This is a genomic window from Arthrobacter sp. Ha26, from assembly GCF_059091705.1.
The window spans coordinates 80772-102903 of record NZ_JBNHGX010000004.1; the positions used below are offsets into that span (position 1 = coordinate 80772).

At 65.7% G+C, this 22132-nt stretch carries 20 protein-coding genes; 11 read left to right on the forward strand and 9 right to left on the reverse strand.

All coding sequences use genetic code 11. The features are described from left to right. Positions 1-37: 37 nt before the first annotated feature. On the reverse strand, positions 38-652 hold the full coding sequence (locus AC5RVY_RS11185; protein ID WP_493954781.1) for a carbonic anhydrase: 615 nt from the start codon (positions 650-652) through the stop codon (positions 38-40). A 10-nt stretch (positions 653-662) separates the two neighbouring features. Further along, on the reverse strand, positions 663-1334 hold the full coding sequence (locus AC5RVY_RS11190) for a DUF4245 domain-containing protein (protein WP_493955051.1): 672 nt from the start codon (positions 1332-1334) through the stop codon (positions 663-665). 234 nt (positions 1335-1568) lie between these two features. Here AC5RVY_RS11190 and glpX point away from each other — a divergent pair, with 234 nt between their 5' ends. Further along, positions 1569-2591: a class II fructose-bisphosphatase gene (glpX, locus tag AC5RVY_RS11195; protein WP_176156781.1), complete on the forward strand. Its 1023-nt coding sequence runs from the start codon at positions 1569-1571 to the stop codon at positions 2589-2591. Positions 2592-2679: 88 nt separating this feature from the next. After that, positions 2680-3735: a lipid II:glycine glycyltransferase FemX gene (locus AC5RVY_RS11200; protein WP_493954782.1), complete on the forward strand. Its 1056-nt coding sequence runs from the start codon at positions 2680-2682 to the stop codon at positions 3733-3735. Positions 3736-3827: 92 nt separating this feature from the next. Here the strand turns inward: AC5RVY_RS11200 and manA are convergent, their stop codons facing one another. From manA to AC5RVY_RS11220, 4 genes are read right to left on the reverse strand one after another with little or no spacing between them, the layout of a single operon-like run. Next, positions 3828-5096: a mannose-6-phosphate isomerase, class I gene (gene manA / locus AC5RVY_RS11205; protein WP_493954783.1), complete on the reverse strand. Its 1269-nt coding sequence runs from the start codon at positions 5094-5096 to the stop codon at positions 3828-3830. A 38-nt stretch (positions 5097-5134) separates the two neighbouring features. Beyond that, complete coding sequence (locus tag AC5RVY_RS11210; RefSeq protein WP_493954784.1) at positions 5135-6781, reverse strand: LCP family protein; 1647 nt, start codon at positions 6779-6781, stop codon at positions 5135-5137. 10 nt (positions 6782-6791) lie between these two features. Then, positions 6792-7376, reverse strand: coding sequence for a 5-(carboxyamino)imidazole ribonucleotide mutase (purE, locus tag AC5RVY_RS11215; RefSeq protein WP_493954785.1), 585 nt, complete (start codon positions 7374-7376; stop codon positions 6792-6794). Then, positions 7373-8569, reverse strand: a complete 1197-nt coding sequence (locus AC5RVY_RS11220; protein ID WP_493954786.1) for a 5-(carboxyamino)imidazole ribonucleotide synthase — start codon at positions 8567-8569, stop codon at positions 7373-7375. Before AC5RVY_RS11220 ends, purE begins: the two co-directional genes overlap by 4 nt. Positions 8570-8742: 173 nt before the next feature. Here AC5RVY_RS11220 and AC5RVY_RS11225 point away from each other — a divergent pair, with 173 nt between their 5' ends. Beyond that, a complete protein-coding gene (locus AC5RVY_RS11225) occupies positions 8743-9312 on the forward strand; it encodes a GtrA family protein (protein WP_493954787.1) in 570 nt (189 codons plus the stop codon). A 75-nt stretch (positions 9313-9387) separates the two neighbouring features. On the opposite strand, the gene AC5RVY_RS11230 is transcribed toward AC5RVY_RS11225, so the two are convergent. Further along, positions 9388-10086 carry a TIGR03089 family protein gene (locus AC5RVY_RS11230; RefSeq protein WP_493954788.1) on the reverse strand — a complete coding sequence of 233 codons (699 nt, stop codon included), beginning with the start codon at positions 10084-10086 and terminating at the stop codon, positions 9388-9390. 368 nt (positions 10087-10454) lie between these two features. Here AC5RVY_RS11230 and AC5RVY_RS11235 point away from each other — a divergent pair, with 368 nt between their 5' ends. From AC5RVY_RS11235 to AC5RVY_RS11245, 3 genes are read left to right on the forward strand one after another with little or no spacing between them, the layout of a single operon-like run. Then, complete coding sequence (locus AC5RVY_RS11235; protein WP_493954789.1) at positions 10455-10988, forward strand: WhiB family transcriptional regulator; 534 nt, start codon at positions 10455-10457, stop codon at positions 10986-10988. Positions 10989-11017: 29 nt separating this feature from the next. Further along, on the forward strand, positions 11018-14344 hold the full coding sequence (locus AC5RVY_RS11240) for a glycosyltransferase (protein ID WP_493954790.1): 3327 nt from the start codon (positions 11018-11020) through the stop codon (positions 14342-14344). Beyond that, a complete protein-coding gene (locus AC5RVY_RS11245; protein WP_493954791.1) occupies positions 14337-15998 on the forward strand; it encodes a DUF5719 family protein in 1662 nt (553 codons plus the stop codon). The genes AC5RVY_RS11240 and AC5RVY_RS11245 overlap by 8 nt, the downstream gene beginning before the upstream one ends. 34 nt (positions 15999-16032) lie before the next feature. Here the strand turns inward: AC5RVY_RS11245 and AC5RVY_RS11250 are convergent, their stop codons facing one another. Then, positions 16033-16545, reverse strand: coding sequence for a metallopeptidase family protein (locus AC5RVY_RS11250; protein ID WP_493954792.1), 513 nt, complete (start codon positions 16543-16545; stop codon positions 16033-16035). A gap of 117 nt (positions 16546-16662) precedes the next feature. Between AC5RVY_RS11250 and AC5RVY_RS11255 the strand changes: the two genes are divergently transcribed. The 4 genes from AC5RVY_RS11255 to AC5RVY_RS11270 all read left to right on the forward strand — a co-directional run bounded on the left by AC5RVY_RS11255 (position 16663) and on the right by AC5RVY_RS11270 (position 20254). Then, positions 16663-17052, forward strand: a complete 390-nt coding sequence (locus AC5RVY_RS11255) for a DUF3499 domain-containing protein (protein WP_493954793.1) — start codon at positions 16663-16665, stop codon at positions 17050-17052. Between the two features lie 77 nt (positions 17053-17129). After that, entirely contained in the window at positions 17130-17366 is a 237-nt protein-coding gene (locus tag AC5RVY_RS11260; protein WP_493954794.1) for a hypothetical protein, read from the forward strand. A gap of 107 nt (positions 17367-17473) precedes the next feature. Continuing rightward, positions 17474-18952: an adenosylhomocysteinase gene (gene ahcY / locus AC5RVY_RS11265; protein ID WP_493954795.1), complete on the forward strand. Its 1479-nt coding sequence runs from the start codon at positions 17474-17476 to the stop codon at positions 18950-18952. A gap of 63 nt (positions 18953-19015) precedes the next feature. Next, positions 19016-20254 carry a L,D-transpeptidase gene (locus AC5RVY_RS11270; RefSeq protein ID WP_493954796.1) on the forward strand — a complete coding sequence of 413 codons (1239 nt, stop codon included), beginning with the start codon at positions 19016-19018 and terminating at the stop codon, positions 20252-20254. Positions 20255-20270: 16 nt separating this feature from the next. Here the strand turns inward: AC5RVY_RS11270 and AC5RVY_RS11275 are convergent, their stop codons facing one another. Next, positions 20271-21071: an RDD family protein gene (locus AC5RVY_RS11275; protein WP_493954797.1), complete on the reverse strand. Its 801-nt coding sequence runs from the start codon at positions 21069-21071 to the stop codon at positions 20271-20273. Positions 21072-21138: 67 nt separating this feature from the next. Here AC5RVY_RS11275 and AC5RVY_RS11280 point away from each other — a divergent pair, with 67 nt between their 5' ends. Next, positions 21139-22131 (forward strand): stage II sporulation protein M, encoded by a 993-nt coding sequence (locus AC5RVY_RS11280; protein WP_493954798.1) that lies wholly within the window; start codon positions 21139-21141, stop codon positions 22129-22131. Position 22132: the final 1 nt, after the last annotated feature.

The following is a 22132-nucleotide window of genomic DNA, read 5'->3' on the forward strand; positions in this document are numbered from 1 at the left end:
GTGAAGAGCATGCTACGGGCGGTTTTTTACCCCCGCCCTAGAGCTCACCGATCCCGGAAACAACGTTGGCGCGCCCCTCGGCCAGGCTGTAGGAGAGGCCGATGACCGCGGTGCGCCCGCTTTCAATTGCGTCCGAAATCACACGCGAACTGTCCACCAGCCGTTTGGACGTCTGCTTGACGTGCTCCACCACCATGTCATTGACCTCGTGCTTGTCCTCGCGCATGGAGGTGAGGACCGACGGCGTGATGCGCTCCACCAGATCACGGATGAAGCCGGCAGGCATCTCGCCGGTGTCCACTGCTGCCTTGGTGGCGCTGACGGCGCCGCAGCTGTCATGGCCGAGGATGGCGATCAGCGGCACCCCTAGCACGCCCACGCTGTACTCGAGTGAGCCAAGGACGGCGTCGTCAATAACCTGGCCTGCGGTGCGTACCACGAAGACGTCACCGAGCCCGACGTCGAAAATTATTTCTGCAGCGAGCCGGGAGTCAGAGCAGCCGAAAATCACGGCGAACGGGTGCTGGTTCTCCACCAGCGAGGACCGGCGCGAGGAGTCCTGGTTCGGGTGAGACGACTGGCCGGCGACGAAACGTTCATTTCCTTCGCGCATCCGGCGCCAGGCAAGGGCAGGAGTCAGATAGGTAGTCACCCTGCTTACTTTAGGGGGCAGTAGTGGCCGCAGGTGAAACTGTGACGGCGGGGTTGCTCTCCATGGACTTGACGACGGCGTCAGCCAGGGCGGCGAATTCGTCCAGTTGGGCGGCGCCGGCGAGGATGACGGTAGTCCCGCGGTACTCGAGCACCATTGACTTTTCGCCCTTGCCGGTATCGCGGAGTTCCCATTCCTGCCCACCGGCATTGCGCGATCCGGTGACCGGTGCATTTTGTGTCTGCTGCAGGAGCCAGGTGGGGTTGGCAGCGCGGGTCTGGATGAGTCCAATGAAGGACTCCTTGGGCGTAATGTAGCCGACCTCCCACGCGGGCACGCCGCTTCCCGTGCCGGCTTCCCACCTGGCGTAGTTCGGCCGGAAGGCGCCTCCGGTGTCCGGCGCTGCGGGTGTGAATCCGGCCACATCTGTTGCGTTGCGGGCGGCGGCACTGACGTCGATGTCCGGGCGGTAGCCGTCATTCTTGGGGGAGGGATTCATCAGGACGATGGGCAGGAAGGCCGCGATGCTGACCACCAGGGCGATGATCATGCCGATCACCGAGGCGTTGGCCCGTTTGGCCGCCGCCGCCGGAATCACAGGCTTTACCGGCCCCGGCGCTTCGGCTGCGCCGGTGTTTCCGGATGGGGCCGGTTCGGGGGTGGGATTGGTCTTTTCCTGCATTTCGCTCACCCCTCCATAGTCCCTTATGCCGGTGCACAACTCACACTCGCGGATGCGGCCGTGGGCTTCGGCCGTCCAGAGGTCCGGCGGTACATTGCGCCACCGCGTCATGCCGCCGCCCGAAGGCGGTGCCGCGACTATGATCGATACCAGAGGAATCACCGCTCGGCTGTTCCGGCGGAGCGGGTTCAATGATCGCCACTCGAAGAAGAGGTTCACGTGTCACCAGCGTCCATGACCCAGAAGTACTCCACCATCTCCCCGTCCTTGGCCGTAGGCAACGATGAGCCGGATCGCAACCTCGCCCTTGAGCTTGTCCGCGTTACCGAGGCGGCAGCAATCGCCGGCGGGCACTGGGTTGGCTTCGGTGACAAAAACACGGCCGACGGCGCTGCCGTTGACGCCATGCGCTCCTTCCTGCAGACAGTCCACTTCAACGGCGTTGTGGTCATCGGCGAAGGCGAAAAAGACGAAGCGCCCATGCTGTTCAACGGTGAACGCGTCGGTGACGGCACCGGTCCCGAGTGCGATGTCGCCGTTGACCCTATCGACGGAACCCGGCTGACGGCACTGGGCATCAACAACGCCCTCGCGGTGCTGGCGGTGGCCGAGCGCGGCTCCATGTTCGACCCCTCCGCGGTGTTCTACATGGAGAAGCTTGTCACCGGTCCGGAAGCTGCGGACATGGTGGACCTGCGCCTGCCGGTGAAGCAGAACCTGCACCTGATCGCCAAGGCCAAGGGCGTCAAGGTCAACCAGCTCAACGTGATGATCCTTGACCGCGACCGGCACCGCCCGCTCGTGGAGGAAATCCGGGAAGCCGGAGCCCGCACCAAGTTCATCATGGACGGTGACGTTGCCGGGGCCATCGCCGCAGCACGTTCCGGCACCGGCGTGGACGCGCTGATGGGCATCGGCGGCACCCCCGAAGGCATCGTAGCGGCCTGCGCCATCAAGTCCCTCGGCGGCGTGATCCAGGGCCGTCTCTGGCCCACCAGCGATGAGGAGAAGCAGAAGGCGATCGACGCCGGCCACGATCTTGAGCGGGTCCTCTCCACCAATGACCTCGTCTCCAGCGACAACTGCTACTTCGCGGCCACCGGCATCACCGACGGCGACCTGCTCAAGGGCGTCCGGTACTCCAAGGACAAGGTCCTTACCCAGTCCATCGTGATGCGTTCCAAGTCCGGCACCATCCGCTTCGTCGACGGCGAGCACCAGGCCAGCAAGTGGGAAGGGTACGCCCGCAAGAGCTGACCCCCTAACTGCCTGCCGCAGATCCCCGGAACACCTCCACGGTGGTCCGGGGATCTGCCGTTTGAGGCCTTGGTATAGGGTTGAAGCCATGATTCCTGCTGTTGTGCCCTGTACTGACCGCGCCCTCTGGGACGAACATGTCGACCGCTTTCAGGGCCATCCGCAGCAGCTCTGGGGCTGGGGCGAGACCAAGGCCATGCACGGCTGGTCCGTGGACCGGGTGCTGGTCAATGAGGGAGACAAGACCGTGGGCTGTGCCCAGCTGCTGGTCCGGCGGCTCCCGTTCCCCTTCCGCGCCCTGGTGTACATCCCGCGCGGCCCGATGTGTTCGGTGCAGGACGCTCCGGCGGTCCTGGCCAGCCTGGCGGACCATGCCGCCATCCGCCACCGCGGCGTGGCGCTGAGCATAGAACCGGATTGGGACCAGGATTCGGCTTTCGCCGGCGCCGTCGCTTCCGCCGGCTTCCGGTCAACCACCAACACCGTACTCATCCCGCGGACGCTGATCCTGGACCTCACCAGGACCGACGATGAGCTGATGGCGGAAATGTCCAAGTCCACCCGCGCGAACATCCGCAAGGCAATTCGCAGCGACGTGGAGTTCCGCAAGGTCAAGAACGACGCCGAGCTTGAACAGGTCCTCGCGATCTACCACGAGACGGCCGAACGCGCAGGCTTCGGCATCCATGAGGACCAGTACTACCGCGACATCTTCACGAACATGGGAGACGGGTCACCGGTCATCGCAGCGTTCGACGGCGAGCAGATGCTGGCTTTCGTCTGGCTGGCGCGGAGTGGATCCACAGCCTTCGAACTGTACGGCGGGGTCTCTGCCGAAGGCCAGAAGCAGCGCGTGAACTACGGCGTGAAATGGGCCGCCCTGCAGGCGATGCGGGACGACGGATGCTCCCGCTACGACTTCAACGGCCTCCTCAACGACGGCATCTCGGACTTCAAGAAGCAGTTCGCCAAGCACGAAAACATGCTCCTGGGCACCTGGGAAAAACCGCTCTCACCGTTCTACCCCGCCTACGCGCAGGCCATGCCCCTGGCCCGCCGCGGCCTGCAACAGGGGCGGCGGCTCCTGAAGTCCGCAGCCGGGCGTGTCCGGCCACTGATCCGGAAGCTGCGCCCGGGCAGCTAGCAGCACGAAAAGAAAGGGCGACGACGGCACCAGCCCGGGTGCCGTCGTCGCCCCTTACTTTTGTTGGCTGCGGACAGTTTAACCGCGGGCAGTTACCCGCGAGCCGCGGCGTGTGACAAGCCTGTGGTCACGGCGAACGCCAGCGCAGGTTCGGTGCTGCCGGCCACGGGATGAACGTTGACGGGCGCTTCAGCCGCAGCCAGGAAGGCGCTGCCGCCGCGGGAGAGCTGCAGGTCTCCCTTGGGGGAATCCAGGTAGATGTCTCCGGCCACCACGATGACCACCGCGGCGCCGGCCTGTGCCAGCGGAACGGGGCCCGCATCCGGGGCGAGCTCGATCCGCTGGAGCTGGAATTCCTCGAAGGGCGGCCGGTACAGCTCCTGGTCCATCACGGTCCGTTCGGCCGGCAGCATCGGCACGGCAACGGGCTGGAAGTCGATGGTCCGCAGCAGTTCCGGGACGTCAACGAATTTGGGCGTGAGACCGCCGCGCAACACGTTGTCCGAGGACGCCATGACCTCGACGCCAAGTCCGTGCAGGTAGGCGTGGACGTTTCCGGCGGGCAGGAAGACCGCCTCACCCGGCTCCAGCGATATGCGGTTGAGCAGCAGCGAGATCAGGACTCCGGGGTCGCCGGGGTACTTCTCGTTGAGGCTGATGACCGTTGCCAGCTCAGTTTCGTAAGGGGCCAGCGGTGCTCCGGACAACAGTGCGGCCACCACGATAGCTGTGCCCTCAGCCACTGACTCGCCGCCTGTGATCAGCCGCTCGAAGGCTGCCCGGAGGCCGGCACTTTCGTCGTCCGCCCCGAGGTCCTCCAGCAGGGAACTGATGAGCCGGGGCGCCTCGCCTTCCACTGCATCGAAGGACTCCGCCACATGCTGCAGAATGTCCCGCGTCTGTGCTGCCGGGCGGAAACCGCAGAGCGCCTCAAACGGCGTGAGCGCGAAAATCATCTCTGGCTTGTGGTTGTCGTCCCGGTAGTTCCGGTTGGGCGCGTCCGGGGCAAGGCCCTCGGCATTTTCCCGGGCGAAGCCGGCCCGCGCCTGCTCAAGGCTCGGATGAACCTGCAGTGACAGCGGCTGGGCGGCGGCGAGGACCTTGGCCAGGAACGGCAGTCGGGGGCCGAAACGGGCCACCGAATCGGCGCCGAGGAAATGTTCGGGCTCGCGTGCGATCAAGGCGTCCAGGGCGGTGGCCGAACCGTCCTCTGGAACCCGTGCCACTGACGGTGAGTCAGGATGCGCACCGATCCACAGCTCCGCCTCGGGCCGGCCGGACTCAGCGCGCCCCAGCAAGGCAGCTATCGCCGTCGTTGATCCCCAGGCATAGTCCCGGAGGACGTTCTCAATCTCGTACAAAGCGGTATCCGTTTCCTAGGTCTGGAGGGAATGGGGGCCTATAGGGGGGCGCACTGGCCGTTGGTGGCTACCAGTTCCCGGATGGCCTGCTCGTTCCCCTCGCTCTTGAGCTCATTGAGCATGGCTTCCGTGATGGGCTCGCCATCAGGGGTGGTGGTCACGGGCGTGAAGTCCGACGGCGCCGGAGACTTCTGCGTCCGGATGCCGCCGGCTGCCGGCAAGGCGGCAGGGGCTGGTGCAGCCTGAAGGTGTCCTGCGGCAGCGGGAGGGGCCACCAGGGTGTCATCGGGGGCTCCCGCCGACTGGGCTTCCGAGGCCGAGGCCAGCAGCTGGTCGACGCGCTCGCGGATCTCGTCAAAGTCCGGAACCGTGGAGAAGGAGGCGTCAAAGTCTGGCGGGCCAATGGTGAGCCGTTTGGCTTCCTTGCCTTTTGCCTTGATCGCCAGGTCCAAAAAGCTGCCCAGCTGGGAGGAAGAGATGTTGGAGTCCACTACTTTGGTTCCGGCGTTGGCAATGTCCTCGAACTTGGCGAGCAGGGTCCCTGGATCCAGCTGTTTGAGCATCGCCTGCTGGACACATTGCTGGCGCGCAATCCTGGCGTAATCGTCTACGAATTCACGCGAGCGACCGTACCAGAGGGCGTGGTAGCCATCGAGCGTGTTGTCACCGGCCGGGATCCAGCCCAGCGGCATCCCGTGGATACCGTTGGCCTCATCGATGGTTTCCCCGCTGATGGGAACCCAGCCGCCGGCCTTGATGCGGATGCCGCCCATGGCATCGATGAGCTTGGAAAAGCCGTCCATGTCCACCAGGACATAGGCCTGGATGTCCATTCCCAGCGTCCCGGACACGGCCTCAAGGGTGGCCTGCGCACCGGGGTCGGCCACCCCGGGATAGAGGTCGGTGTGTTCGTTGGTGACTTCGGTGTTGATGGCGTTGATCAAGCACTCGTCGCCGCAGTTGTACCCGTCGGGGTAGATGGCCCGCATGGGGGAGTCCGCGCTGAACTGGGCGTTCTGGAAGTTCCGGGGGATGGAGATAATGGCCGTCTGGCCGGTCTTGGCATCCACGCTCAGCACCGAGAGGCTGTCCGGGCGCCTGCCGGTCCGGTCATCACCGGCATCGCCCCCCATCAGCAGGAAGTTATACCGGCCGTCCGCCGGTTCGATGGCCGGTCCGGCCGAGAAGATGCTGCCGATGGCATTCCGGCCCACGTTCAGCAGGTACGCGGCGTAGCCGAGTGAGCCGCTGCCCAGGACCATCGCCAGCACCAGGGCAACAGCGACGGCGGGCCTGACCGGGGGTGCCAGCAGCACCGGGCGGATGAGCCGCAGCGTGTTGATGAACAGGATGGCCCAGCCCGCAGCCAGTGCCACCATCACGATGATGATGGCGAGCGAGGCGAAAGGATTGGTGATGATGTTGATGAGCAGGGACCGGTTGGCCAGCAGCAGGATCACGGCCAGCACCAATGCCGCCCAGACACCGAGCGTCACCCGCAGCGCGGCCCGGCCCAGCCTACGGTCGCCGGCTACGAGCTGGGCGCTCCCGGGAACAAGGAGGGTCATCAGGACAAGCACAAAAGCGCGCTTGGTCCGGACCTGGGGGGAGGCGCTGACCGGGTAGCGGACCGGGTCGGTCAGCGAAGGGTCCGGGGGCGACTGCTGCATCTTGCTGCTGGACATGGCGGGCTTCCTAACGGCTGCCCCGGAGCGTGCCGTTGCCTTCCGCGAAGACCTCGCTCACCTTCTGCCGGAGGTTTGCCCCCTTGCGGGTGGCTACGGCGTTAAGGTCTGCGGCGAACTCGATAAGGTCCGCCCGCAGGGAAGCGGCAAGTTCGTCAGTGCCTGCTGCCAGCATCCGGACCGCAAGGAGTCCGGCGTTGCGGGCTCCCGCGATGGAAACGGTGGCCACGGGAACGCCTGCCGGCATCTGCACGATGGAGAGCAGGGAATCCATCCCGTCCAGGGTCTTCAGCGGTACGGGCACGCCGATCACGGGGAGCGGCGTGACGCTCGCCAGCATTCCGGGCAGGTGGGCGGCACCCCCGGCACCGGCGATGATGACCCTGAGCCCGCGCTCGTGGGCAGTCTGGCCGTAGCGGATCATCTCCGTGGGCATGCGGTGGGCAGAGACAACATCTGCCTCGAACGGAATGCCGAACTCCGCCAGGGCGTCGGCTGCTGCTTCCATGACGGGCCAGTCGGAGTCCGACCCCATCACCAGGCCCACCAGGGGGCTGGTGGCGGAACCGCGGGCCGGGGTAGCTTCGGCGCTCATGCGTTCTCCTCAAGGATTGCTGCGGGTTCTTCTGCCGGCACGCGTCCGTCCCGGATGATGCCTGCCACCACTGCGGCCCGCCGCCGGACGTCGTCAACGTCCGCCGTGGATGTGCCTGTGAGGTTGACGTGGCCGATCTTCCGGCCGGGGCGCACGGACTTGCCGTAGCAGTGCACCTTGGCTGCCGGTTCGCTGGCAAGGGCCAGCGGGAAAGCGGAAAACAGGTCCTGGTTGTCGCCGCCCAGGAAGTTCTTCATCACCACAACCGGGGCCAGGGCATCAGTGGCGCCCAGTGGCAGATTCAGGACAGCCCGAAGATGCTGCTCAAACTGGCTTGTCACTGAGCCGTCCTGCGTCCAGTGCCCCGTGTTGTGCGGCCGCATTGCAAGTTCGTTGATCAGGAAGCCGGCCCCTGTTCCGGGCGTCTCGAACAGTTCCACGGCCAGGACGCCTGTCACCCCCAGTTCATTGGCGATCCGCAGGGCGGCATCCTCTGCTGCTGCGGCGACCTCCACTGGGATATCCAGGGCGGGGGCGATCACTTCATCGCAGACACCGTCAACCTGGACGGTGTGCACCACGGGCCACGCGCGTGCTTCGCCGTCTGGCGTGCGTGCCACCAGTGCGGACAGCTCGCGCGTAAATTCCACTTTAGCTTCCGCAAGGAGGGGGCTCATGGCATCGAACCAGTCGCTGGTTTCGGCTGCCTCTTGCGGTGAGGAGATGATCCGCACGCCCTTGCCGTCGTAGCCGCCGCGCGGCGTTTTCAGGACTACAGGCCAGCCGGTCTGCTCGCCGAAGGCGACGAGTGCGGCCACGTCGGAAACGGAAGCCCACACAGGGTTCGGCAGTTCCAGGCGGTCGATGGCTGCCCGCATCACGAGCTTGTCCTGGGCATGGACCAGGGCGTCCGGCCCGGGCTGGACATTGACCCCCGCTTCCTGCAGGGCCCGGAGGTGGGCTGTGGGGACATGCTCGTGGTCGAACGTCATCACATCCAGGCCCTTGGAGAACTCCAGCAGGGCCTGCAGGTCCTTGTAGTCGCCTACCGGTGAGGAAGGCACCGCCGAGACGGCGGAAACGTCCTCACTCTCGGCAAGGACGCGGAGTTCGAAGCCGAGTGCTGTTGCTGCTGGGGCCATCATTCGCGCAAGCTGGCCGCCGCCAACCACACCTATTACTGGAAAAGTCACATGGGCCAGCCTACCGAAAACCACCGGGTATCCCGCCTTCGGGACGCCGCGGAGTGGAAGTTTTCGGTGCGCCGGACTCGAGGGAAAGCAAGTTAGGGGCCTGGCTTACAGCTTCGGGGGCTAAAATGGGCCTCTGGCCGTGTGGCCCATCTTTTCAACGGCCATGGAGGGTCATGTACAGCGCACTTGCAGATCGCATCCGGGGGCTCGCTTCGCTTTTTTGGCGCGAGGTAGCCAAGTTTGGTGCCGTGGGTGGTGTGGCATTCGTCATCGATAACGGCATGACGTACTACCTGATGCACGGCCCGATGTCCGACAGTGAGGCCAAGGCCAGGTTTGTGGGTGCATCCGTGGCTACCATCTTTTCCTGGATTGCCAACCGCCTCTGGACCTTCCGGCACCGCCGGCAGGCGAATGTGCTGCGCGAGTTCCTGATGTTCATCCTGATTAACGGCATTGGAATCGGGATCTCCACCGGGTTCACCGCCCTTGCCAAGTACGGGCTCGGTGTCACGGACAAGAACCTGCTGTTCTCCGCCGGCGTTGCAGGCATCCTGGTGGCAACAGTGGTCCGGTTCTTCGCCTACCGGTTCCTCGTGTTCAACCAGGAACTGGACCAGGAACCCGAGTTCTCGCATGACCACGAGCTCATTGAGCTCCACCATGCCAAAGGTTCCGGTACCAGCAATGAGATGGCGGAGCCCGAGCCTTTCACCGGAGACCCCGCGCAACCCAAGAACTAGGGCTGCAACCCAAGAACTAGGGCTGCAACCCAAGAACTAGGGCTGCAGCCGTAAGGCAGCCAGGAAAAGCGGCAGTCAGCTGCCGTGGATCCGTTCTGCGGCAAGTAGCTTGCCGACGTCCGCTACGTCAGGGTGCGTAAGCACTACTGAACCTCCGCTGCGCCAGGCGCCCAAGGCGCCGGCCAGGGCAGCCTCCAGCCCGTCCCCGGCCGGAACGTGCAGGCGGACGCCCTCTTCATGCGGCACAGCGAAGCCGTCCAAAAGGTCCTGGTGCAGGTGCCGGCGGCCGTCAGAAGTGACGATGGCGCATGCCGAAGGATCCGGGTCGGCATGCTGCATAAAGACATCCCCGTGGGAGCGCACTTCCGCAGCGTAGTCGAGGCAGCCGGCCGGGAGCTCCCCGTCCCACCGCATGGCGAGGGCCGGCAGCGCAACTGCCACCACGGCGTCGTACTTTCCGGCAGCCGTGTCAGGTGCGGCGGTGGCCAGGAAGTCCGCCCCATTTCCGTCAAGGACAGTCTCCAGGCCGAGCTGCCAGGCGGCCAATGCCCAGACCATCGCCTTCCAATGGGCCGGGAGGTCCAGCGCCAGCCGCATGCCGGGCCCGGCGTCCAGTTCGTCCTGGAGGAGATTGCTGGTCTTCGCGACCCAGTTGTCCAGGACCTTTCCGGACAATTCCACCCGCTCAGCATCTGGCCCGTACCAGGTGAGCCGCGGGGCTGTGGAGTTTCCGGAACGAAGGCGTGTCATCAGATCGATTGCGGGGGTAGTCATGGCTCAATCCTGCCATTGAGCCCTGCCAGGGTCACGGCCCGGCAGTATGGCCCATGCAATTTGGTTTACGTGTGATGTTTGTCTCAAGAAGGGGTTGGTAACGCGCCCTGCCGCTTAGCGCTCCCGCGGATTCCCGCGATTCTGGTCCGGATGAAGTGCATAAATCCGACACGGCTGGGTATGAGGCAAAACTTGCGGGCGTGGCGTGCAGCATATTTGGCGGCTTTGGTGATTATTATCCGGACAGCGGCTTGACTCACCCTAGTTACACACGTGTAATTAGATATCTAAAGGCAACTGCGTAAATACCGGCACACAACCGAGTGTCCACGTATCCAGGCAGTGGCTGCAACGTCAGGAGGGTCGCCATGGGGCAAGCAGAGCGTATCCAGGAAGATGCCGTCGTCGCCGGACAGGCAACGGCGAAATACCGTGCCCGGGGGGTGCCGAGCGATTGGTACGTTGACCCGGCGGATCCCGATGCGGCGGAGCGTTATAACCGCAACAACAAAGACCTCCTACAGGACCAGGCCACGGCATTCCTCGCCGCACATGAAGCCCTCCTGGACGGCGGCGGAGACCCCGAGGACGAGCTTGACCCGCCCATGGAGCTGGCGGCAGGCGGAGCCTCCCAGCCGGTCTGGATTGGCCTGCCTTTTCACCAGGACTTTGACGACGAAGGTGAGCTCGGCTGGCAGACGGACGCCCTGTGCGCCCAAACCGATCCCGAGGCGTTTTTCCCGGAAAAGGGCGGCTCCACCCGCGATGCGAAAAAAGTCTGCGGTGCCTGCAACGTCCGGTCGCAGTGCCTTGAGTACGCACTGGCAAACGACGAACGGTTCGGCATCTGGGGTGGCCTCTCCGAGCGTGAGCGCCGGCGGCTAAGGAAGCGAGCAATCTAATTCATCAGGATGTCCACGTCACTGCCGTTGTGGTTGCCCACAACGGCAGTGCCTATCTCCCCAGAACCTTGGCAGCACTGGCGCACCAGACCCGGCCCGCGGACTACGTCATCGGAGTCGATGCTGGCTCCCGCGATGATTCGGAAGCCCTCCTCCGCCAGGCCCTGGGTGCGGCAAACGTTGTCAGCCACCGGGGAAAGACCGGCATGGGTGCAGCCGTATCCGCGGGCCTCGCCCAACTTGCACCCTGGCACAGCGGCGCCGGCGGGGGCAGTTCGGAGTGGATCTGGCTGCTCCATGACGATGCCGCGCCTGCCCCGGAGGCCTTGGCTGAACTCCTCGCCGCCGTTGAACGGGCCCCATCCGTCACCGTCGCCGGCTGCAAGCAGTTGGATTGGCACGCCGAACGCCACCTGGTGGACGTCGGCCTGTCAACGAGCCGCTGGGCTGAACGCCTGACCCTGATCGACGCTGACGAACTCGACCAGGGGCAATACGACGGCCGCACCGATACATTCGCCGTGAATTCGGCCGGCATGCTGGTGCGCCGCGACATCTGGGAGCAGCTGGGAGGTTTCGATCCCGCATTGCCGGGCAGCGGTGACGACGTCGACTTCTGCTGGCGAAACCGGCTGGCCGGACACCGGGTGGTTGTTGTCCCCGCCGCCAGGATGTTCCACGTTGCGCATCGGCCCCATGCCCTGGGAAACGCTGCTGCGGCCCGGAAAGCACAGGTCCATCTGCGCCTGAAACATTCTCCGCTGTGGATGGTGCCGGTCCATGCGGCGGCAGCCCTGCTGGGCAGTATCTTCAAATTCGTGCTGAGCGTCGCTGTGAAGGATCCCGGGCACGGCATCACGCAACTCTTTGCCACGTTCGCTGCGCTGGGCCGGCCCCGGGCAGTGGCAAAGGCCAGGGCGGCCGCGCGGAGAACCCGCCGGATCCGCCGCTCGGTAATCCGTAAATTGCAGACACCACGGCGCGAGGTCTGGAGCCACCGTCGCTCCCTCATGGAAGCCCTGGGTTCAGACAACGCTGCGGACGACCTCGAGCAGGACCCTTTCGCACATCAGCCCAGCGGGGATGCCGCTGACGACTTCGCGGCGCTGGCCACGAGCAAACGCGGCTGGGTGGGTAACGGCGCGCTGGCCGCGGTCATTATCGCCTCGATCACGTCACTGCTGGGACTGACGGGAATCTTCGGGGCGCCCGCGGTGTCCGGAGGTGCGCTGATTCCCATCGCCAGCGGGCTGGGGGACATCTGGCACCATGCGTCAAGCTGGTGGATTTCCCTCGGCGCCGGACTTCCGGGCCGTGGCGACCCCTTCGGCTATATCCTGTGGATCCTGGGAGTATTGGGCGGCGGTGATGCCAATGCCGCCATGGCCTGGCTGCTCCTGCTCAGCATGCCTCTGTCCGGCCTGACAGCGTGGTTTGCCGCCGGCGGACTGACTATCCGGCGCCGGCTGCGCCTGGTGGCAGCGCTTTTCTGGGCCGCTGCTCCCGCCCTGCAGGTTGCCCTGAACCAGGGCCGGGCCGGGGCCCTCGTCGCCCACATCATGATTCCCCTGGTGGTTCTTGCCCTGCTGCGCGCCACCGGCTCAGCGGTAGGCCAGGGGCGTTTTGAGGCGCCCGCCACCGGCGAACGCCGCCTCACCGATAAGGTGCCCGCCAAGCCCGGGATCAATGGAATGCCGTCGTGGACTGCGGCGGCAGCGGCCGGCCTGGCCATGGCCGCAGTCACGGCTTCCGCGCCTTCCCTGCTGGTTCCGGCCACGCTGGTGACAGTCCTCACCGGGCTCATCCTGGGACGCCGCGGCCGCACTGTCTGGTGGGCCCTGTTGCCCACGGCAGCACTGTTCATTCCCTTCGGACTATCCACCCTCGACAGGCCCCGGGCCTTGCTGGCCGATCCCGGCGTGCCGCTGGCGTTCGATGCCGCTCCGTTGTGGCAGCAGCTCCTCGGCCAGCCCCTGGAGTTCAGCCAGGGCGGCGGCCTTTCCGGACTTCCGTACTTCGCCGAGGGCGGCATGCCATGGGCAGCCTTCCTCGCTTTCCTGGTAGCCGTTCCTGTGCTGCTCCTGGCCGTGGCAGGGATCCTGCTGCCGGGGCAGCGGGCAGGAGTTGCCAGGTGGATGTGGGCCGCTGCCAGTATTGCCTTGGCGGGGAGCTGGCTCGCTGGGCACGTTGCCACCGGCCTGAACGCCAACACCATGGTTACTCCCTTCCCCGGCCCGGCAGTTTCTGCCGCCGGCTTTGCCCTTCTCGGCGCCGGCCTCCTGGGGGCCGAACAGCTCCTTCGGCGCGCGGACAAGGCGGTAGCAGACGGCGTGAAGCACAAGCTGGTGCTGCAGTCCGCCGCAGCACTGGGCATGGTGCTGCTCATCGTTGGACCCCTGGCCGGGATGGCGACGTGGTCGGCGCAGAATCTCCTTCGTACGCCGGGGGTGACGGCCCAAACGCCCGCGGACTCAGGCGGGCCGCTCGGCACGCCCCGCCTGGTTGAGGCCACGGGCCAGCGCATCCTCCCGGCAACGGCTATCGACCGTGGGACCGGGACCGAACAGACGCGCACGCTGCTGATCAGCACCCGCGACGACGGGACCTATGACGCTTCGCTGATGCGGGGTGCGGGCACCACGCTGGACAGCTTGTCCACCGTTGCGTCGGCGCGAAACATCCTGGGCGCCCCGGGCTCCGAGACGGTCCGCGACGACGATGAGGTCACTGCCACAGTCCGCCGCGTGGTGGCCACACTGGTAGCAGGCCAGGGCGTGGACCCCAGGACGGACCTGGAACAGTTGGGCGCAGGCTTTGTGGTGCTTCGGGCTGCGGACACCGCCGCGCAGTTGACAGCCAGCCGGATGGACGCCGTGCCCGGGCTTATCGCAGTGGGGCAGACGGATGTGGGCTGGCTCTGGCGCATCACCCCGCTCAACCAGCCTGCCCTGCAGCCTGCGGACATCACGCACCGGGTGCGGATTGTGGACGGCAGCGGTGCGGCTATTGGCCTGGTGCCTTCGGGCTACGACGACGTCGATGCTGCCATTCCGGCGGGCCCCGAGGGCCGCCTCGTGGTGCTCGCAGAACGGGCGGATCCGGGGTGGACTGCCTGGATGGACGGCCGGAAGCTGACTGCCACCACATCAGGTTGGTCCCAGGCCTTCACCCTTCCGCCCTCCGCGGGCCACCTCACAGTGCGGTATGAAAACCCGTGGGCAGTCTGGGCTGGGATCGGCCAGGTTGCGGTCATCGGGCTCACAGTGATGCTTGCCATCCCCATCCCGGCAAGACGACGGCGAACCGGCCTCTCACGGGACGAAGGCTCCCTGCGTAAGGAACACCAGAATGCATAAGAACTCCGTGTCTCCGGACGAACAGCAGGCCGTCCCTGGCCGCGGGGAGGGGACCCAGGAAAGCCCGGCGCCCATGAAGCGTCCTGGCAGCGGGCGGAAAGCGCTTGTGGCCGGCTTGGCATCAGCTGCAGTCATCATGGCCGGGGCGGGAGCCGTGGTTGCCGCGGGTTCCCTCCTTCCGCCGGCCCAGTCCAGCCGAAGCATGGCCGCGGGCGTGGCCGCAGTTCCGGCCGGGACCAGCGTGGGGGTCTGTCCCGGTCCCGCGCGCCTCTTGGAAGGCACGGAAGCAGGCACTGACCCGCAGTTCAGTCCGGAGTCGGCGACCGCCGCGACTTCAGTCACCGGGGCCGTCCTGAGCGCAGCCGGCGTCCTGCCTGCAAGTCGACTGGCGGAACTTAACGGCAGGACCGCCGTCGAAATCGCCAAAGAGCCAGGCCAGTCCGCTGCCCCAGGTGCTCCGCAGGAACTGCTGGCAGGGGTAGTGGCGGCCCGGTCTGTGGACCGGGTCAGCGTGCTCAGCGCCGATGCCGCAGCCGGCCAGAAGGCGTCAGCGGCGGCTGCCATGAAATTCACCGCTACGGACGGCGACTTGCAGGGAACTGCGGCCGCGAACTGCCAGCAGCCCTCCAACGACCAGTGGCTCGCCGGTGCCAGCACCACGGTGGGCAGGACATCCGTGCTGATGCTCACCAACGCTTCAACCACCCCCGCCACCGTGAGCCTGGAGCTGTTTGGGTCCAAAGGACAAATCCAGGCGCCCGGAAGCCGGGGCCTGCTGGTGGCCCCCGGAACGTCAAGGCCGGTGGTGCTCGCCGGCCTCGCCCCGGCTGAACCGCAGCTGAGCGTGCACGTGCGCAGTGCGGGTGGACCCGTGGCAGCGGCGATACAGCAGAGTGTCCTGCGGGGGCTCACCCCGGGTGGTGTTGACTTCATCGCTCCCGGCGCAGCCCCGGCAGTCCGGCAGGTGATGACGGGCGTTGATATCCAGGACCCGGCACAGGTCGCGTCGCTGACGGAAAAGTCGGGATACGAGGACGCCGGCCCGGCCCTGCAGTTGACCGTGCCCGGCCCTTCGGACGCTGTTGTGGAGGTCAAGCTTTACGGACGGGATGGCCAGAAAGCCCTGCCTTCGGGCGGCGTCATCACGGCCAAGGCCGGTGCGGTCACGGAAGTCTCACTTGCAGGCGTCCCTGCCGGCCACTACACCGTGGCAGCATCATCCGATGTCACGTTCGTCGCAGCCGCCCGGGTTACCCGTGGCGTCCAGGACAGCAAAGCGGTGGACGTTGCCTGGGCGGCATCCGGGGTCAGGCTGGGCAGCCAGCACGTGGTGCCGGTTCCACAAGGCGGCCAGCGCAGCCTGGTTTTTGGTGCCTTGGAAAACCGGGCCACCATCACCTACTCGGCCATCACCGCGGACGGGAAAGTCCGGGCGCCGTCCACGGCCGACATCGCCGGCGGGACCACTGCCTCCATCTCCGTCCCGGAAAAGGTTGAGGATTCCGACGTCGTTGGCTACGTTGTCTCAGCGTCAGGGGACGCTGCCTATGGCGCACTGCTTCTGCAGCAGGAGGGCAGGGACGACGTCTCGACGCTGGCTTTCCTGCCGGCCGCTGCCGGGCAGGAAACCGTCCCGGTGACGCTGAGCTACTGACGCCTCAGCTGCTGATGACACGGCTGCTGATGGCTCAGTACCTGCGCCGGTAAACGGGGTCCAGGGTTTCAGGGGCAACACCGAGCATTTCAGCGGTGTGCTCCACCACCACATCATGGACCAGGTCCTGAAGGTCTTCGGCGCCTCCGCAGGCCTGCTCAACCACCCGCCGGTACACCGTGATCGTAGGGCCGTCCTCATCCGTGGCAGGGATGTAGGCGCCCATGGGGGCGGGGGCCGAATTGGCCGCAAGCTGTTCAAGGTCGGGCGGAATTTCATCCACGCCGAACCGCACGCCGTCGAGGGTTTTGCCCCAGATATCGTGGAGCCGCTGCGCGGAGTCCAGCACCATGTCATCAAACCGGTCTGACCGCGTGCGGTAACCCGGATGGGTGGGGAGCATCACCTCACCGCGAAGCCCGCGTCCATGCCGGTTGCGGCGGCGGGCCATAAAACTCTTGCCGGGCGCTGCGGTGCCCGGGGCCTGGCGGGCATCCGGGTCAGCCAACCGGACCGTAAAACCTGATTCATGGTTCGATGACTGCATACATCGACTGTAAACCCGGGCGAACAATTACGCGACACATTGTCTCCGCCTTCACACGCGTCGACCCGAAGCCGCAATGCGCTGTTTTGCAGCGGACAGCGAGTAGTCTGGGATGTCGTGGGAGCTATCCGTCAGTGTTCAAGATCTGCGTGCCGCCAGTCAGCGGTGGCTACCCTGACGTACGTCTATGCCGACTCCACCGCTGTCCTCGGTCCGCTGGCCACCTACGCCGAGCCCCATTGTTACGACCTGTGCGGGCAGCACGCAGACTCCCTGACCGTCCCGCGGGGCTGGGAAGTGCTGCGCCTTGCCATGCCCAGCACCCCGCAACAGCCGGGCCCCGATGACCTGCTGGCATTAGCCAACGCCGTGCGCGACGCGGCTGCCTTGCCGGCCCAGCCGCCGCAGGGCACTGCCAACCGTGGACCGCACACCGCCCTGGAAGCTCCGGCGGGAGCGGAAGGAACTCGGAGGGGCCACCTGCGCGTCCTGCGGGAACCGTCCTGACCGCATCTGGCGGTACGCTGGAAGCTGCAATTCCGTCCGCTACCGGCGCCAGCGCGCCCGCCAGGGAGCATGTACCAATGCCAAAGATCAGTCCTGAACTGCTGTCCGTCCTGCGTTGCCCCGTGACGGGTTCACACCTGGTGCAGGAAGGCGAGGAACTTGTGGCGACCGCAGAGGACGCGTCCGGCGTGAAGCCCCGCTACGCCATTGAGGATGGGATTCCGCTGCTGCTTCCGCCCGAACTGCTGGCAGCCGCCGCCTCCGCCGGTTCAGACCAGCATGACGCGTCCGCTGCCGCGCCACCGGCAGAGTAGACCCTCGCCCAGACGTCCACCCGAACCACACCCGGAGCAAGTGCCCCGGTGCCGCAATTCCCGGAACAGCACCGGCCACACCGCCGGACCACGTAAAGGATTTACCCATGGCTTTTGATTACAAGGTTGCCGATATCTCGCTCGCAGAAGCCGGCCGGCACCAGATCCGCCTCGCCGAGCACGAGATGCCCGGCCTGATGTCCCTGCGGGAGGAGTTCGGCCCGAGCCAGCCGCTCAAAGGTGCCCGGATCGCCGGTTCCTTGCACATGACCGTGCAGACCGCCGTGCTGATCGAAACGCTGACTGCCCTCGGCGCGGAGGTCCGGTGGGCTTCCTGCAACATCTTCTCCACCCAGGATGAGGCTGCTGCGGCCGTGGTGGTGGGCAAGGGCACGGTCGAGGACCCGCAGGGGGTGCCCGTGTTCGCCTGGAAGGGCGAAACTCTTGAGGAATACTGGTGGACCGCCGAGCAGATCCTCACCTGGCCCGGTGCGGAGTCCAACCCGGAGCTCGGACCCAATATGATCCTGGACGACGGCGGCGACGCCACCATGCTGGTGCACAAGGGCGTGGAGTTCGAAGCAGTGGGCAACGTTCCCTCCGCCGATCCCACCGATTCGGAAGAATACGGGATCTTCCTGGAAGTCCTCCGCCGCTCCCTCGCGGCCGACCCGAAGAAGTGGACCCGGGCGGCCGGCACCATCAAGGGCGTCAGCGAGGAAACCACCACCGGCGTGCACCGCCTGTACCAGCTGGCTGAGCAGGGCAAGCTGCTGTTCCCCGCGATCAACGTCAACGACTCCGTCACCAAGAGCAAGTTCGACAACAAGTACGGAATCCGGCACTCCCTTCCGGACGGTATCAACCGCGCCACCGATGTTCTCATGGGCGGCAAGGTCGCCGTCGTCTGCGGTTACGGCGACGTCGGCAAGGGCGCAGCGGAGGCCCTGCGCGGCCAGGGCTCCCGCGTCATCGTCACCGAGATCGACCCCATCTGCGCACTGCAGGCGGCGATGGACGGCTACCAGGTGGCAAAACTTGAATCCGTGCTGGCCCAGGGAGACATCTTCATCACCACCACGGGCAACAAGGACGTCATTATGGCCGAGCACATGGCGGGCATGAAGAACAAGGCGATCGTGGGCAATATCGGCCACTTCGACAACGAGATCGACATGGCCGGGCTCGCGAAGGTCCCGGGCATCAAGAAGGTGGAGATCAAGCCGCAGGTCCACGAATGGGTCTTTGACGAGGGAACCGCCGCCGAGCGATCCATCATCGTCCTCTCGGAAGGCCGGCTGCTGAACCTGGGCAACGCCACGGGACACCCGTCCTTCGTGATGAGCAACTCGTTCGCCAACCAGACCATCGCCCAGATCGAGCTGTGGACCAAGAAGGACCAGCCCGAGGGAGAACGCGAGTACGAAAACCAGGTCTACGTCCTGCCCAAGGTTCTGGACGAAAAGGTGGCACGCCTGCATCTTGATGCCCTGGGCGTGGAGCTCACCGAGCTGACCAAGGACCAGGCCGAGTACCTGGACCTCGATGTGGCAGGTCCCTACAAGCCCGAGCACTATCGTTACTAAGAAGTAAAGTGCCCGGGTGCCGCGCGCACCCGGGCTGTTACTTTCTGCGCCTAGGATCAAAATATGGAGCCTGAAGTCAAGCGTCGCCGTGCCGGCGGAGCCAAAAAAATTCTTTTGGTGGTGGCAGTATGCCTCCTCGCCGCCATGGGCGGCGTGTTCGCCGCTGTAGCCCCGGGAGCAGCCCGCGGCGCCATCGAATCCGAGGCAGGCTCCGCCGTCCGCACATCTCCAGGTGCCGCGTTGCCGGTGATCGCGCCCGTGAAACTGGACGCCGCCCCCGCCAACGGTGCCAAGCAGGTCAACCCTGCCGCGCCCGTTTCGCTGAAAGTGACCAACGGGACCATCGAACGCGTCACGCTCACCAGCACCGCCGGCGAGACCGTGGAAGGCAGCATCGACGCCGGCGGCACCGGCTGGACGGCGGCAGGAGCATTGAAGTTCAACACGGACTACAGCTACACCTACGTGGTCAAGGACAGTGCCGGACGGGAAACCAGCACCACGCAAACGTTCAGCACCGTCTCCAGCTCCCATGAAGCGGATGCTGCCGTCTACCCCTTGGACGGCATGAAGGTGGGTGTGGGGCAGCCGCTGCAGATCATCTTCAGCGAACCCGTCACCAACCGTGACGCCGTGGAGAAGGCCATCACCATTTCCAGCAGCGCAGGCCAGACGGGCGCTTTCCACTGGTACAGCGACACCATGGTCCGGTACCGGGCAGAAAACTTCTGGGCGGCAAATTCCACCCTCACCATGGACATGAAGCTGTTCGGTGTGGATTTGGGCAACGGCCAGATCGCCAACTTCAACAAAAAGGTGAACGTCTCCATTGGTGACAAGAAGGTGGCGGTGGCGGACGCTTCTGCCCATACCTTCACGCTGAGCGTCAACGACCAGGTGGTCAAAACGCTCCCGGTCAGCATGGGGGACAAGCGCTTCCCGTCGGCACGGGGGTATGGCGTATTGATGGAGAAGAAGCGCTATGACCACTTCCGGGCCTCGAGCATCGGACTGAAGCCGGACGACCCCGCCTATTACGGCGACGTGGACGTCGAGTACACCATCCGGCTGACCCTCAGCGGCGCCTACATCCACCAGGCCCTGCCGTCCGCGTTCCCGTTCATCGGCAACACGAACGTCTCGCATGGCTGCATCGGATTCGCTCCCGACGGCGCTGCCTGGGTCTTCGACAACATGGGCACCGGCGACGTGGTCCAGATCGTCAACACCGAGGGCGACTACGCCGCCCACACGGACGGCTTCGGCGACTGGAACATCCCTTGGGCTGAATACGACAACTAGCGCACGGAGGCGGGGGCTAACTGCTGAACGGCAGCCGCTGCAGCCGCTCGCCCGTCTCAGCGCTCCGTCGTCGTGCAGTGCCCAGCCTGGCCAGCTCCCTGCTCCGCCGTTCAGCGACGACGGCGGCAAGGTAGTCATCAGGGCTGGTTCCTGGCGGCGGGGGAGGTGCCACATGGGCCGCGAGCTCAGTGGCGATTGATGCAGCCATTCCGGCCCGGGACAACGGTGCCATCCGGCCGGCCTGCCGGATGAACTGGGATGCCCGCCGCGCCGTCGCATCCGGGATCCTGCCGATATCCGCCGCAGCAGCCCATGGCTGCAGCCTGGGCGGAACGAACACCGCCGTGGCTGGTTCCACAGGCACCCGGCTGCGGATGGCATAGGTCCCGGCCATCAGGTCGCCCAGCCGCCGCGACCTGTCGTTGAAGAGGGCCACGGCAATGGCAAGGCCACCGAAGGTCAAGTAGATTTCGAGGAAGCCGGTCAGGCCGCGGATCAGGGCATGGCGGAAACGGATGGCGCCGCCGTCTTCCCTGACCACCCGCAGGCCGGCTGCAAGTTTACCCAGCGAGAGTCCGCGGCTCAGGGTCTCGATCGCCACCGGAACGATCACTAGGCAGAAGACCACACTGGCAAGGACCAGCGCACGCAAGGCGGCTTCGTCCAGGTCCTCCCCGGCGGCCGACAGCCCTATCAGGATCACCACCAGCAGCGCGATGCTCAACGCCATGTCCAGGAGCAGGCCCAGCGCGCGGGCCGCGAAGGAGGCCGGACGCAATTCCAGGACAACTGCCTCGCCCGTGACGATTGAACTCACTCTGGTTCCTGTTCCTCGCAGCCGTCGTTGCAGTCGCAATTCTAGTGCCGGGCGCTAGGCTGATGCCGTGGATATGGACGCGTTCTCCGCCGTTAATGCGGACAAGTGGTCCCGGCTGCACGAACTCGCCTACAAGGCAAGGCTCACCGGGGCAGAAGCTGACGAACTGCTGGGCCTGTACCAGTCCACATCCGCGCACCTGTCCCTCATCCGGTCCGTGGCTCCCGAAAGCGGTCTTTCGGCGTCCCTCTCGGCCACGCTTGCGCAGGCGAGGACCCGTTTCACGGGGGCGCGGTCCAACGTGATGGCGGACCTGGCGCGGTTCTTCGTAGTTGCCCTTCCTGCTGCGTTCTACCGGCTCACGTGGCTTACTCTGGCCTGCGGTGCCGCCTTTGTCCTCATCGCGACAGCCTATGCGCTGTGGATCGGCGGAAGCCCTGAGGCGTTGCGGGCGGTGGCATCCGAAGCGGCGGCCCGGCAGTATGTCGAGGACGACTTCATCAACTATTACTCGGAAAACCCTGCCGCCTCCTTTGCCGGCGCCGTCTGGACCAACAACGCCTGGATCAGCGCGCAGGCCGTGGCCCTGGGAATCACGGGTGTCTGGGTCCCGATGATCCTGTTTGCCAACGCCCAAGGGGTAGGGATTGCCGCCGGCATCTTCGCCGCAGCCGGCAAAACAGATGTCTTCTTCAGCTATATCCTGCCGCACGGCCTCATGGAGCTCACGGCAGTATTTATTGCGTGCGCCGCGGGCCTGCGGATTTTCTGGGCCATGGTTTCCCCGGGCGCGCGCACCCGGGGAAGGGCGGTGGCCGAGGAAGGCCGGTCCCTGATCACCGTGGCCCTGGGCCTGGTAATGGTGCTGTTCGTCTCCGGCCTCGTGGAAGGGTTCGTGACACCCAGCCCGCTGCCGGTCTGGGCCAAGATCGCTATCGGGGCCTGCGTGCTGGCCGGGTACTGGCTCTACGTTATGGTGTGTGGCCGGCCCGCCTACCTGGCAGGGGAACGCGGTGACTTGCGCCGGGAGGATGCAGGCGATTCCGAAATCGCTGCCTGAA

Excerpts from the sequence above, each read along its gene's own strand:
- AC5RVY_RS11190 (WP_493955051.1), bottom strand. The coding sequence starts at position 1,334 with ATGCAGGAAAAGACCAATCCCACCCCCGAACCGGCCCCATCCGGAAAC.
- glpX (WP_176156781.1), top strand. The coding sequence starts at position 1,569 with ATGACCCAGAAGTACTCCACCATCTCCCCGTCCTTGGCCGTAGGCAAC.
- AC5RVY_RS11200 (WP_493954782.1), top strand. The coding sequence starts at position 2,680 with ATGATTCCTGCTGTTGTGCCCTGTACTGACCGCGCCCTCTGGGACGAA.
- AC5RVY_RS11210 (WP_493954784.1), bottom strand. The coding sequence starts at position 6,781 with ATGTCCAGCAGCAAGATGCAGCAGTCGCCCCCGGACCCTTCGCTGACC.
- purE (WP_493954785.1), bottom strand. The coding sequence starts at position 7,376 with ATGAGCGCCGAAGCTACCCCGGCCCGCGGTTCCGCCACCAGCCCCCTG.
- AC5RVY_RS11225 (WP_493954787.1), top strand. The coding sequence starts at position 8,743 with ATGTACAGCGCACTTGCAGATCGCATCCGGGGGCTCGCTTCGCTTTTT.
- AC5RVY_RS11230 (WP_493954788.1), bottom strand. The coding sequence starts at position 10,086 with ATGACTACCCCCGCAATCGATCTGATGACACGCCTTCGTTCCGGAAAC.
- AC5RVY_RS11235 (WP_493954789.1), top strand. The coding sequence starts at position 10,455 with ATGGGGCAAGCAGAGCGTATCCAGGAAGATGCCGTCGTCGCCGGACAG.
- AC5RVY_RS11245 (WP_493954791.1), top strand. The coding sequence starts at position 14,337 with ATGCATAAGAACTCCGTGTCTCCGGACGAACAGCAGGCCGTCCCTGGC.
- AC5RVY_RS11250 (WP_493954792.1), bottom strand. The coding sequence starts at position 16,545 with ATGCAGTCATCGAACCATGAATCAGGTTTTACGGTCCGGTTGGCTGAC.
- AC5RVY_RS11260 (WP_493954794.1), top strand. The coding sequence starts at position 17,130 with ATGCCAAAGATCAGTCCTGAACTGCTGTCCGTCCTGCGTTGCCCCGTG.
- ahcY (WP_493954795.1), top strand. The coding sequence starts at position 17,474 with ATGGCTTTTGATTACAAGGTTGCCGATATCTCGCTCGCAGAAGCCGGC.
- AC5RVY_RS11270 (WP_493954796.1), top strand. The coding sequence starts at position 19,016 with ATGGAGCCTGAAGTCAAGCGTCGCCGTGCCGGCGGAGCCAAAAAAATT.